This is a genomic window from Pseudomonas sp. GW821-FHT12A04, assembly GCF_058807755.1.
Genome location: NZ_JBXAQZ010000002.1, coordinates 204,995 through 217,053, shown reverse-complemented (window position 1 = coordinate 217,053; position 12,059 = coordinate 204,995). Strand labels below are relative to the sequence as shown.

At 60.2% G+C, this 12,059-nt stretch carries 13 protein-coding genes and 1 pseudogene; 6 read left to right on the top strand and 8 right to left on the bottom strand.

Going from position 1 to position 12,059, the window contains the following annotated elements; all coding sequences use genetic code 11:
* Positions 1-24 precede the first annotated feature (24 nt).
* Positions 25-285 (top strand): annotated as a pseudogene (locus AC1RS8_RS03765) (DUF6124 family protein); the annotation flags it as partial.
* Between the two features lie 89 nt (positions 286-374).
* On the opposite strand, the gene AC1RS8_RS03760 reads toward AC1RS8_RS03765, so the two are convergent.
* The 3 genes from AC1RS8_RS03760 to AC1RS8_RS03750 all read right to left on the bottom strand — a co-directional run bounded on the left by AC1RS8_RS03760 (position 375) and on the right by AC1RS8_RS03750 (position 2,182).
* Positions 375-650, bottom strand: a complete 276-nt coding sequence (locus AC1RS8_RS03760; RefSeq protein WP_003195589.1) for an HU family DNA-binding protein — start codon at positions 648-650, stop codon at positions 375-377.
* 194 nt (positions 651-844) lie between these two features.
* Positions 845-1,993 carry an NAD(P)/FAD-dependent oxidoreductase gene (locus AC1RS8_RS03755; RefSeq protein ID WP_489339464.1) on the bottom strand — a complete coding sequence of 383 codons (1,149 nt, stop codon included), beginning with the start codon at positions 1,991-1,993 and terminating at the stop codon, positions 845-847.
* A gap of 18 nt (positions 1,994-2,011) precedes the next feature.
* Positions 2,012-2,182 (bottom strand): rubredoxin, encoded by a 171-nt coding sequence (locus tag AC1RS8_RS03750; RefSeq protein ID WP_007995385.1) that lies wholly within the window; start codon positions 2,180-2,182, stop codon positions 2,012-2,014.
* Between the two features lie 199 nt (positions 2,183-2,381).
* On the opposite strand from AC1RS8_RS03750, the gene AC1RS8_RS03745 reads away from it, so the two are divergent.
* Together AC1RS8_RS03745 and ubiA are read left to right on the top strand one after the other, a co-directional pair.
* Entirely contained in the window at positions 2,382-2,945 is a 564-nt protein-coding gene (locus AC1RS8_RS03745; RefSeq protein WP_489339465.1) for a chorismate--pyruvate lyase family protein, read from the top strand.
* A complete protein-coding gene (gene ubiA, locus AC1RS8_RS03740) occupies positions 2,945-3,835 on the top strand; it encodes a 4-hydroxybenzoate octaprenyltransferase (protein ID WP_057712729.1) in 891 nt (296 codons plus the stop codon). Before AC1RS8_RS03745 ends, ubiA begins: the two co-directional genes overlap by 1 nt.
* Positions 3,836-3,956: 121 nt before the next feature.
* Here ubiA and AC1RS8_RS03735 read toward each other — a convergent pair whose 3' ends face one another.
* On the bottom strand, positions 3,957-4,343 hold the full coding sequence (locus AC1RS8_RS03735) for a COG4315 family predicted lipoprotein (RefSeq protein ID WP_090452175.1): 387 nt from the start codon (positions 4,341-4,343) through the stop codon (positions 3,957-3,959).
* A 153-nt stretch (positions 4,344-4,496) separates the two neighbouring features.
* Between AC1RS8_RS03735 and phoB the strand changes: the two genes are divergently transcribed.
* From phoB to AC1RS8_RS03720, 3 genes are all read left to right on the top strand, one after another.
* Positions 4,497-5,186, top strand: coding sequence for a phosphate regulon transcriptional regulator PhoB (gene phoB / locus AC1RS8_RS03730; protein WP_003229608.1), 690 nt, complete (start codon positions 4,497-4,499; stop codon positions 5,184-5,186).
* 80 nt (positions 5,187-5,266) lie between these two features.
* Positions 5,267-6,553: a phosphate regulon sensor histidine kinase PhoR gene (gene phoR / locus AC1RS8_RS03725; protein ID WP_256355771.1), complete on the top strand. Its 1,287-nt coding sequence runs from the start codon at positions 5,267-5,269 to the stop codon at positions 6,551-6,553.
* Between the two features lie 124 nt (positions 6,554-6,677).
* Positions 6,678-8,018, top strand: coding sequence for a hemolysin family protein (locus AC1RS8_RS03720; protein ID WP_007975205.1), 1,341 nt, complete (start codon positions 6,678-6,680; stop codon positions 8,016-8,018).
* A gap of 67 nt (positions 8,019-8,085) precedes the next feature.
* Here the strand turns inward: AC1RS8_RS03720 and AC1RS8_RS03715 are convergent, their stop codons facing one another.
* The 4 genes from AC1RS8_RS03715 to pstB all read right to left on the bottom strand — a co-directional run bounded on the left by AC1RS8_RS03715 (position 8,086) and on the right by pstB (position 11,978).
* On the bottom strand, positions 8,086-8,982 hold the full coding sequence (locus AC1RS8_RS03715; RefSeq protein ID WP_090452177.1) for a peptidoglycan DD-metalloendopeptidase family protein: 897 nt from the start codon (positions 8,980-8,982) through the stop codon (positions 8,086-8,088).
* Positions 8,983-9,190: 208 nt separating this feature from the next.
* Positions 9,191-10,093: a response regulator gene (locus tag AC1RS8_RS03710; RefSeq protein ID WP_154860877.1), complete on the bottom strand. Its 903-nt coding sequence runs from the start codon at positions 10,091-10,093 to the stop codon at positions 9,191-9,193.
* A gap of 168 nt (positions 10,094-10,261) precedes the next feature.
* A complete protein-coding gene (gene phoU / locus AC1RS8_RS03705; protein ID WP_057712724.1) occupies positions 10,262-11,023 on the bottom strand; it encodes a phosphate signaling complex protein PhoU in 762 nt (253 codons plus the stop codon).
* Positions 11,024-11,144: 121 nt separating this feature from the next.
* On the bottom strand, positions 11,145-11,978 hold the full coding sequence (pstB, locus tag AC1RS8_RS03700; protein ID WP_007971742.1) for a phosphate ABC transporter ATP-binding protein PstB: 834 nt from the start codon (positions 11,976-11,978) through the stop codon (positions 11,145-11,147).
* Positions 11,979-12,059 lie beyond the last annotated feature (81 nt).

Genomic DNA, 12,059 nt, shown 5'->3' with positions numbered 1-12,059 from the left:
AACACATTCTGTAGGAGCTCAACGAAACGCAGCGGCCAACTCTTCAGCGTCTGCCCGGACATCAACACCGAAGCACTCCTGGCCAACGCCTCGGAAGATCTGCTGTCCATCAGCGCCATTGCCGCTGACCTGGCCGATGATGTAGACGGCTCACGCCGCTCAGTAGCCTTGGCGATCAGTCGAGTGGCTGAGGGTGCGCATTTGCTGGTAGAGCGGGCGTTGAATCATCTGGATGAGCCGGAAATGGCGGCGATTCTCGCCAAGCAACAAAGCGGGCTCGGCTGATTCGTCACCCACAAAAAATGGGCACCCAACCCTGGTTGGCGTGCCCATTTTTTATTCCACTCCCCCGCTACGCGGGAGGTGAAAACGGATTACGGATTAACGCTGTCTTTCAACGATTTCCCAGGCTTGAAAGCAACGGTGTTGCTGGCCTTGATTTTGACGGGTTCACCGGTTTGCGGGTTTTTGCCGGTGCGGGCACCGCGATGGCGTTGCAGGAAGGTGCCGAAGCCCACCAGCGTCACGCTGTCTTTGCGGTGCAGGGCACCGGTGATTTCTTCAAGAACGGCGTTGAGAACGCGGTTGGCTTGTTCTTTGGTGAGGTCTGCTTTTTCAGCAATGGCTGCAGCGAGGTCTGGTTTACGCATGTGAGTGAAGCCCCTTTGACGGTTTGTTGTTGTTATGTCCGTGCTGCTCTCTATGGAGCAGCGCCCAAAGCGCCGCAGGTGCTCTACTCTGCGGCAGACGGGAGTGAGGATGGCACGCAGTGAGGCCCCGCGCCAGTATCGGCGCGGCCATTGTTAGGGCAAAAGGGGGGTGATTCCGACAGAACGACTGGTATTTATGCCAACAGGGCCGGAAGCTCTTTGTTCAGGGCCAGTTTTTCCATCACGGCGGCACCGGTGAGGGCGTAACCGAGCAGCTTGCCCGCGGCATCGCGGCATAAAACCTTGATGTCGGCGCCCTGCCCTTCGACTGTCCAGATGCCCTCTGCGCCCCGTGGCGGCGGGGACACCACCAACGGGCAGACCGGGGTCTTGACGGTGATCGGCATCGGGCCATAGGTGACGGCGGTCGGGTTGCCGGCCAGGGTTTGCGCCAGCGCTCGCGCACAGCTCATCAGGGGCATCACGTACAGCAGGTTCAGCCCGTCGACCTCGGCGCAGTCGCCCAGGGCGTAGATGTTGGCGTGGGAAGTCTTCAGGTGCCGGTCGACCATGATGCCGCGGTTGACCTGCAGACCGGCCGCAGCCGCCAGGTCGACGCGCGGTCGCAGGCCAATGGCCGAGACCACCACGTCGCACGGGATCACCTGGCCATCGGACAGGTGCGCTTCCAGGCCGTCAGCCACGCGCTGCAGGCGGTTGAGCACCGGCCCGAGGTGGAAGCGAGCGCCAAGGCTTTCGAGGCCTGCCTGCACCGCAGCGGCAGCCGCCGGGTGCAACAGGGTCGGCATGACTTGTTCGCACGGCGCAACCAGCTGCACTTCGTAGCCACCCAGGGTCAGGTCGTTGGCGAACTCGCAGCCGATCAGGCCGGCGCCGAGCAGCAGCACGCGGCGCTTGCCGGCTGCCGCCGCACGGAAGCGTGCGTAGTCTTCCAGGTCGTTGATCGGGAACACGCAGTCCGCCGCGTCGCCTTCAATGGGGACACGCACGGTTTCGGCGCCCCAGGCCAGGATCAGGTCGCGGTAGATCACCGCTTCTTCACCGATCCACAAGCGCTTGTGGCCCGGGTCGATGCCGCTGATGCGCGTGTGGGTGCGTATTTCAGCCTTGAGCTGTTCGGCCATGGTGCCGGGTTCGGCCATGCTCAGGCCGTCGGCATCCTTGTTTTTGCCGAAGCCGGTGGAGAGCATCGGCTTGGAGTAGGAGCGCCCGTCATCGGCGGTAATCAGCAGCAGCGGGGTTTCGCTATCGAGTTTGCGAAACTCGCGGGCCACGTTGTAGCCAGCCAGGCCGGTGCCAATGATTACGACAGGTGCGTTCATTCCTTACTCCTCAATTATTCAGGCAGCGATTTCGATCATTTCAAAATCCATTTTGCCCACACCGCAGTCCGGGCACAGCCAGTCTGCCGGGACGTCTTCCCAACGGGTGCCCGGCGCAATGCCGTCATCCGGCCAACCGTCGGCTTCGTTGTAGATCAGGCCGCAGACGATACATTGCCACTTTTTCATCAGGTACTTCCTCAGGGTTCAGGCGTTTTGCTGGCCGGACGGTCGATGGTTGTAGCACTGCCGTCCAACTCAGCGCGTTTTGTACTGATCGGAGCCATCGGATGCAAGCCTGTTCGGCGCAACGGCAGGCCATTTCAATCGATATCGGCGGCTGACATGTTAAGCTCGCCGCCTCATTTGCTGCCAATAATGACTCATTGTGCATCACACAGAATCCCCCTCTCCAGCTTCTCTCTGGCTCTCGCGCAGCGAACTGGCGCCCCTCCCCGATGCCTCCACCCTCGACTGGCTGTTCGACGAAGGCTCGCTGACCAGACGTCTGATTCATCTGTCGAATGACGCCTTCAGCGTCTCGCCGATGTTCGAAGGCTGGCAGCCCCTGCGTGCCGACGAATGCGCAGCACTGGACCTGGCCGATGGCAGTGAGGGCTGGGTCCGCGAGGTGTATTTGCGCGGTCATGGCCAGGCGTGGGTGTTTGCGCGCAGCGTGGCGTCACGCAGTGCATTGCAAGGCGACGGCTTGCACATGGACGAACTGGGCAGCCGCTCGCTGGGCGAATTGCTGTTTTGCGATCAGGCCTTCCAGCGCCGGGCCATCGAGGTTTGCCATTATCCGCAAGCGTGGCTGCCCGCCGAGGTGCAATCGCCTGGACTGTGGGGCCGCCGCTCGCGCTTCGACCGCGGCGCCTTGAGCGTTTTGGTGGCCGAAATTTTCCTGCCTTCCCTGTGGGACGCCGCCTGCGCCCAATCGGAGAACCGTTGATGTACCAAAGCCTGCTCAAGTCCTTGAACCGCTTGAACCCTCGGGCCTGGGATTTCATTCAGCTGACCCGCATGGACAAGCCGATCGGCATTTACCTGCTGCTCTGGCCTACGCTGTGGGCGCTATGGATTGCCGGCAAGGGTTCGCCCTCCTTGGCCAACATTGTGATTTTCGTCCTTGGCGTGGTACTGACTCGCGCTGGCGGCTGCGTGATCAACGACTGGGCGGACCGCAAGGTCGATGGTCATGTGAAGCGTACCGAGCAGCGGCCGCTGGTGAGCGGCAAGATCAGCTCCAAAGAGGCACTGGTATTCTTCGCACTGCTGATGGGCGTGAGTTTCCTGCTGGTGCTGTGCACCAATGCCGCGACCATTTGGCTGTCGTTGGGCGGCCTGGCGCTGGCGTTCAGTTACCCGTTCATGAAGCGCTACACCTATTACCCGCAAGTGGTGCTGGGCGCTGCATTTTCGTGGGGGATGCCGATGGCGTTCACCGCAGAAACCGGTGAACTGCCGGCTGTCGCGTGGCTGCTGTGGATCGCCAACCTGATGTGGACCGTGGGTTACGACACGTATTACGCGATGACCGACCGCGATGACGACCTGAAGATCGGCGTGAAATCCACGGCGATTCTGTTCGGCGACGCGGACCGGGCGATCATCCTGACCCTCCAAGGGCTGGCGCTGGGTTGCCTGTTGCTGGCGGGTTCGAAGTTCGACCTCGGTGGCTGGTTCCACCTTGGATTACTGGCGGCCGCGGGCTGCTTTGCCTGGGAGTTCTGGTACACCCGCGACAGGGACCGCATGCGTTGCTTCAAGGCGTTTTTACACAACCATTGGGCGGGGTTGGCGATTTTTGTGGGGATTGTTTTGGATTACGCAGTGCGTTAACGCCATATCGTGTGTAGGGGCGAGCCCGCTCGCGATGAATTTGAAGACGACGCGGTTATCCAGACGGCCCGCATAATCGTTCACGCTCATCGCGAGCAAGCTCGCTCCTACATGAGATGTCTTACATCTTCGGCCCTTGGAGGACGTGCCAGACCTTGTTCTTCATGTCGCCCGTCTTGTCTCCGGGTTTCTTGTCGTCGTCGTAGTAGTACAGCGGCTTGCCGTCGTAGGCCCATTGCATCGTGCCATCGTCACGCTGGACGACTGTCCATTTACCTTCAGCCTTGGCACCCGCTTCAGCCTTGAGCGGCGGCCAGTGTTTTGCACACTCACCGGTGCATACCGACGTGCCGCCAGTGTCCTTGTCGAACGTGTACAAGGTCATGCCCTTATGGTCGACCATCATGCCGTCTTTCATCATCGCCGGCTCAGCCGCGAAGGCCATGGTCGGCAAGGAAAACGCCGCAACCAGTAGCAGAGCCTTGAAGGATTGCGAGATTTGCTTCATGGAAACCTTCCTTTTGTGGTTGTCAGGATTCGGACTTAAAGCTTAGCCCAGGATCCAGCCAATCGCCGACCGACTAAAATACTGTCACACGACTGCAATAATTCCGTTATCTAATGCGGCGCAAGACAGTTAAATGACAAGAGGATTAAGGGCATGGTTGGCAGGAGCATTCTGATCGTCGACGACGAAGCGCCTATTCGCGAAATGATCGCCGTTGCGTTGGAAATGGCCGGCTATGACTGCCTGGAGGCTGAAAACTCCCAGCAGGCCCACGCCATTATCGTCGACCGCAAACCGGACCTGATCCTGCTCGACTGGATGCTGCCCGGCACGTCCGGCATCGAGCTGGCCCGTCGTCTCAAGCGTGATGAATTGACCGGGGACATCCCGATCATCATGCTCACCGCCAAAGGTGAAGAGGACAACAAGATCCAGGGCCTGGAAGTCGGCGCCGACGACTACATCACCAAGCCGTTTTCCCCCCGTGAGCTGGTAGCGCGCCTGAAGGCCGTACTGCGCCGTGCCGGCCCGACCGATGGCGAGGCGCCAATCGAAGTCGGCGGCCTGCTGCTGGACCCGATCAGCCATCGCGTGACCATCGACGGCCGTCCTGCCGAGATGGGCCCGACCGAATACCGCCTGCTGCAATTTTTCATGACCCACCAGGAGCGCGCCTACACGCGTGGCCAGTTGCTGGATCAGGTCTGGGGCGGCAACGTCTACGTTGAAGAGCGTACCGTCGACGTGCACATTCGTCGCCTGCGCAAAGCCCTCGGCGATGCTTACGAAAATCTGGTACAAACCGTGCGCGGCACCGGTTACCGCTTTTCTACCAAAGCCTGACCCGGACCTCTACCGCCCGACAAGCTGACAAGGACGCGCGTCAAGTGAACCAAAACTGGCATGGCACCCTGATTCGCCACATGCTGCTGCTGGTCACCGCCTGCCTGGTGATCGGCCTGATTACCGGCTATTACGGCTGGAGCCTCGCCGCAGGCCTGGGTCTTTACCTGGCCTGGACCCTCAAGCAATTGCTGCGTCTGCACGAGTGGCTGCGCCTGCACAAACCCGATGAAGCACCACCCGACGGCTACGGCCTGTGGGGCGAGGTGTTCGACAGCATCTACCACCTGCAACGCCGCGACCAACGGGTACGCGGGCGCCTGCAAGCGGTGATCGACCGTGTTCAGGAATCCACCGCCGCGCTCAAGGATGCGGTGATCATGCTCGACACCGACGGCAACCTGGAATGGTGGAACCGCGCCGCCGAAACCCTGTTGGGCCTCAAGACGCCACAGGACAGCGGCCAACCGGTGACCAACCTGGTGCGTCATCCGCGCTTCAAGGAATATTTCGAGCAAGAGAGTTACGCCGAACCGCTGGAAATCCCTTCGCCGACCAACGACCGTGTACGAATCCAGCTGTACATCACCCGTTACGGCAACAACGAGCACTTGATGCTGGTGCGCGATGTGACACGCATCCATCAGCTGGAACAGATGCGCAAAGACTTCATCGCCAACGTTTCCCATGAACTGCGCACGCCGTTGACGGTGATCTGCGGTTACCTGGAAACCTTGCTCGATAACGTCGACGAGGTGAACCCGCGCTGGGGTCGTGCCTTGCAGCAGATGCAGCAACAAGGCGGACGCATGCAGACCCTGCTCAACGACCTGTTGTTGCTGGCCAAGCTGGAAGCCACCGATTATCCGTCGGACAACCAGCCGGTACCGATCGACGGCTTGCTGCAATCGATCAAGAGTGACGCGCAGCAGTTGTCTGGCCAGAAAAACCAGAAAATCACCCTGGAAGCCGACCCGACGATTCTGCTCAAGGGCAGCGAAGCGGAGTTGCGCAGCGCGTTTTCCAACCTGGTGTTCAACGCGGTGAAATACACCCCGGCCGAAGGCAATATCCGCATTCGCTGGTGGGGCGATGACCAGGGGGCGCACCTGAGCGTCCAGGATTCCGGGATCGGCATCGATGCCAAACACCTGCCGCGCCTGACCGAACGCTTCTATCGCGTCGACTCCAGCCGCAACTCCAACACCGGGGGCACCGGCCTGGGGCTGGCGATCGTCAAACACGTCTTGTTACGACATCGGGCACGCATGGAAATCAGCAGCGTGCCGGGCCACGGCAGTACCTTTACCTGCCACTTTGCCCCGGCCCAGGTCACCAAATCACGGGTTATCAGCACCGCTGACTGATACCGGCCAGCACGCGCCACTAGGCAACTGGCCGGTCAGCCGCTACATTGGCTGACTTGCGCCTGCCTTTCAGGCGCGGTTTTTTACTTCCCTCTCGAATATACGGAACCCGCAAAACTCCATCATGGACCCTTCCCCTGGCTTGACCCTCGCTACAATTTTCGCCGACTTCGGCATGATTCTTTTTGCTCTGATCCTGGTTTTGCTCAACGGATTTTTCGTTGCGGCGGAATTTGCCATGGTCAAATTGCGCTCGACCCGGGTCGAGGCCATCGCTGACAAAAACGGCTGGCGCGGGCACATCCTGCGCACCGTGCACAGTCAGCTCGATGCTTACCTGTCGGCTTGCCAATTGGGTATCACCCTCGCCTCCCTGGGCCTGGGCTGGGTCGGTGAACCCGCGTTTGCCCACATTCTTGAGCCGGTGTTGAGCGCAGTCGGCGTCGAGTCGGCCGAAGTGGTCAAAGGCATCTCGTTCTTCACCGCCTTCTTCATCATTTCGTACCTGCACATCGTGGTCGGCGAACTGGCCCCCAAATCCTGGGCCATCCGCAAACCCGAGTTGCTGTCGCTGTGGACCGCCGTGCCGCTGTACCTGTTCTATTGGGCCATGTACCCGGCCATCTACCTGCTCAACGCCAGCGCCAACACTATCCTGCGCATTGCGGGGCAAGGTGAACCCGGCCCGCATCACGAGCATCACTACAGCCGGGAAGAACTGAAACTGATCCTGCACTCCAGCCGTGGCCAGGACCCGAGCGACCAAGGCATGCGCGTGCTGGCCTCGGCAGTGGAAATGGGTGAACTGGAAGTGGTCGACTGGGCCAACTCCCGCGAAGACCTGGTGACCCTGGAGTTCAACGCACCACTCAAGCAGATCCTGGCGATGTTCCGTCGCCACAAGTTCAGCCGCTACCCGGTGTACGACAGCGAGCGCCAGGAGTTCGTCGGCCTGCTGCACATCAAGGATCTGCTACTGGAACTGGCGGCGCTGGACCACATTCCCGAGTCGTTCAACCTGGCCGAACTGACCCGCCCGCTGGAGCGCGTGTCGCGGCACATGCCGCTGTCGCAGTTGCTGGAGCAGTTCCGCAAGGGCGGCTCGCACTTCGCCGTGGTCGAAGAGGCCGACGGCAACATCATCGGCTACCTGACCATGGAAGACGTGCTGGAAGTGCTGGTCGGCGACATCCAGGACGAACACCGCAAGGCCGAACGCGGGATCCTCGCGTATCAGCCGGGCAAGCTGCTGGTGCGGGGCGATACGCCACTTTTCAAGGTTGAAAGGTTGCTGGGCATCGACCTCGACCACGTCGAAGCCGAAACCCTTGCCGGGCTGGTCTATGAGAGCCTCAAGCGCGTTCCGGAAGAGGAAGAAGTGCTGGAAGTCGAAGGCCTGCGGATCATCATCAAGAAGATGAAAGGGCCGAAGATCGTTCTGGCCAAGGTGTTGATGCTGGATTGATCTGCGGCTGAAGGGCATTTTGTGGCGAGGGGGCTTGCCCCCTCGCCACAGTTGATCACCGAAAACTTCACTTCCCGCCCAACGCAAAGTTGGGCAGCGCACCCACCGGCTGGTTGAACTGGTACGGAATCGAGACCAGCCCCAGCCCGGTATTGCGCTGCACCACGAAGTGCAAATGCGGCCCGGTGCTGTTGCCGGTGTTGCCGGACAACGCCAACGCACTGCCTACCGTTACCCGCTGACCTTCCCGAACGCAGACCGAACCTTTCTTCAGGTGCAGGTAAACACCCATGGTCCCGTCATCGTGCAGCACCCGCACAAAATTGCCGGAAGCATCGGTGCCGCGCCCGCTCTGCCTGTTCTCGGTTTTCACCACCACCCCGCCTCGCGCGGCAATGATCGGCGTGCCCTCAGGCATTGCGATGTCTATGGCATATCGGCTCTTGGGCCCGAAGTGGCTGTAGGGGCCATTGGCGCCCTGACTGATCCGGAATGGTCCACCACGCCAGGGCAACGGGTACCGATAGCCCACCGTGGGCCCAGAGGGGTCGCCCAGGGAGTATTTGAACTTCGGGACGTATGCGAGGGGCCTCCCGCCTTTAGTCGCCGTGAGCCGCGCCAGACGAACGCTGCTGCGTAGCGGTATCACCCGCCGAATCGTCCCGCCCGGCACGCCGCTGGCGTTTTTCACCCCGGCAAAACTCAATTCGACTTCTACCGGCGCATACAGGTCATTGCGCACGTACACGCTGTGCACGCCGTTCTTCTTCATGATGATGAGGCGCACCTGACGCTCAAGGTGCTCGACCATGCCATCGCGAAAAACGAACACATGGGCGCCCTTGCTGGGGCGGTCGCTGTAGGAAACCACGCCATAGGCGTCCTTGGACTTGTAGATGGTCATGGCCACGGCCGAGGTGGCGACCATGAACAAGCCACATAAAAACAGCAGGCGCGTGAACATGAGCAAGGATTCTGTCGAGTGAGATCTGGGATTGAGCCTAGCAGCTGCAATGGACCCGGGTAGTCGGCAGTTGTTTCAGAAAAGGTGTTCAGCAGATGTGCGGTAACAGTGATGGCCCCTTCGCGAGCAGGCTCGCTCCCACAAGAGAACGCATTACAAATGTGGAAGCGAGCCTGCTCGCGAAAGCGGACTGTCAGGCGGCCCTATATCAAGCGCCAGGAACAAAGTGCTTCTGCGCCGTACCCCGTGCAATCAGGCGGGAGATGTAATCGAGCTTCTGCGCATCCTGGTCGACAAAGCGGAAGGTCAGTTGCAGCCAGTCGCTGTCGGGCTTCGGTTCGTGGGCCACGACGGCGTGCAGGTAACCGTTGAGGCGGGCGATTTCGGCGTTGTCGCCCTGCTCAAGATCCAGCACGGCGCTGTCGAGGATCTGCGGCAGGGTCTCGGTGCGTTTGACCACCAACAGGGCTTCCTTGAGGCTCAAGGCCTTGATCACACATTGCGCGATGCCATTCGGCAAACGCAGTTGACCCTGGCCACGGCCACTGGTGGGTGCCGAGGAGGTCGCAGGCGTCTTGACCGGTGGACTGTTGAGCAAGCCTTTGGACGGTGCGGGTGCGGCCGTTGGTGTCGCTACGGGTGCCTTGCCACCGGTCAAGGCGGCAAGGGAGTCGTTACCGAAGGCAGGGCTGGTTTTGGTTGCGGCTACGTTGATCAAGGCGTCGAGTTTGCCGACCTTGTGCAGCGCCTGCTTGACCTTGGTGATCAGTTGCTCGTTGGTGAACGGCTTGCTGACGTAACCGGAAACTCCGGCCTGGATCGCCTGGACAACGTTCTCCTTGTCGCCACGGCTGGTGACCATCACGAAGGGCATTGTTTTGAGGGTGTCTTGCTCGCGGCACCAGGTCAGCAGTTCCAGGCCGGACATTTCCGGCATTTCCCAGTCGCACAGGACCAGGTCGAAGGCTTCCTTGGCCAGCATGGCCTGAGCCTTTCTGCCATTGATCGCGTCTTCAATCCGCATGCCCGGGAAATAGTTGCGCAGGCACTTCTTCACCAGGTCACGAATGAACGACGCGTCGTCCACGACCAACACATTGACCTTACTCATCCAAAACCCCTTTAAAAAATCCCGGCCAGCATACCGCCTTGCTGATGGCACATTGCCAAAAACCTTCAGTCACGCCGGACTTTTCGTTCGCGGGGTGCTGCTTTTCGAATTCGTGAAGCTCAAACAAAAACGCCCGGCCAAAAGGCCGGGCGCTTTACTTGGGCAACCTTACTTATCGTCAGTTTTGCCCGGAACATTAGCGCTTTCGCCGGTTGTTCCTTCGACTTCTTCCTTCATGCGCTTGAGACCCAGGTGCCGCACGTCGGTGCCGCGTACCAGGTAGATCACCAGCTCCGAGATATTGCGCGCGTGGTCGCCGATACGCTCCAGCGAACGCAGCACCCAGATAATGCTCAGAACCCGCGAAATGGAACGCGGATCTTCCATCATGTAGGTAGCCAGCTCACGCAGGGCAGTCTTGTATTCGCGGTCGATGATCTTGTCGTACTGCGCCACCGACAAGGCCAGTTCGGCGTCGAAACGGGCAAAGGCGTCCAGTGCATCGCGGACCATGTTGCGCACCTGGTCGCCGATGTGACGCACTTCGACGTAACCGCGCGGCGCTTCGCCTTCTTCGCACAGCTGGATGGCACGACGGGCGATCTTGGTCGCTTCGTCACCGATGCGCTCCAGGTCGATCACCGACTTGGAAATGCTGATGATCAGGCGCAGGTCGGACGCTGCCGGCTGACGACGGGCCAGAATGCGCAGGCATTCTTCGTCGATGTTGCGTTCCATCTGGTTGATCTGATCGTCGATCTCGCGCACCTGCTGTGCCAGGCCGGAGTCGGCCTCGATCAGCGCGGTCACCGCGTCGTTGACTTGCTTTTCCACCAGCCCGCCCATGGCCAGGAGGTGGCTGCGCACCTCTTCAAGCTCGGCGTTGAATTGCGCGGAAATGTGGTGGGTAAGGCCTTCTTTACTAATCATCTTTTTCGCTCCGCGAAAGTTGCAAGCTTCAAGCTGCAAGCTTCAAGCAGTTATGTACAAGTCCTGGAATCGCACCGCTTCTTTCTTGCCGCTTGCAGCTTGTAGCTCGCGGCGGCCTCAACTAGCCATACCGACCAGTGATGTAGTCTTCGGTCTGCTTCTTCGCCGGGTTGGTGAACAGGGTATCGGTGTCGCCAAACTCGACCAGTTTGCCCATGTACATGAACGCGGTGTAGTCGGACACCCGCGCAGCTTGTTGCATGTTGTGGGTCACGATCACGATGGTGAACTTGGATTTCAGTTCGTAGATCAGCTCTTCGACTTTCAGCGTGGAGATCGGGTCGAGTGCCGAGCACGGTTCGTCGAGCAACAGTACTTCCGGTTCCACGGCAATGGTGCGGGCGATCACCAGACGTTGCTGCTGACCACCGGACAGGCCCAGTGCCGACTCGTGCAGACGGTCCTTGACCTCATCCCACAGTGCCGCGCCTTTCAACGCCCACTCGACGGCTTCGTCGAGGACGCGCTTCTTGTTGATGCCCTGGATGCGCAGGCCGTAAACCACGTTTTCGTAGATGGTTTTCGGGAACGGGTTGGGCTTCTGGAACACCATGCCGACGCGACGACGCAGTTCGGCCACGTCTTCGCCCTTGCGATAGATGTTGTTGCCGTACAGGTTGATCTCGCCTTCAACGCGGCAGCCGTCAACCAGGTCGTTCATGCGGTTGAAGGTACGCAGCAGCGTGGACTTGCCACAGCCGGACGGGCCGATGAAGGCGGTCACGCGCTGTTTCGGGATGTTCATGCTGACGTCGTACAGCGCTTGTTTTTCGCCGTAGAACAGGCTCAGGCCCGGCACTTCGATGGCTACGGTTTCCTGCTCGAGGTTCAGGCTCTGTTTGTCGCGACCCAGCGCCGACATGTTGATGCCGTGGGTATGTGCTTCGTGCTGCATGGGAGGCTCCCTGTGCTAACAAATTCGGTTCGGAACGCTGCTTATTGCAGTTCCCATCAATATTCCGGTGGACGCGGTCCA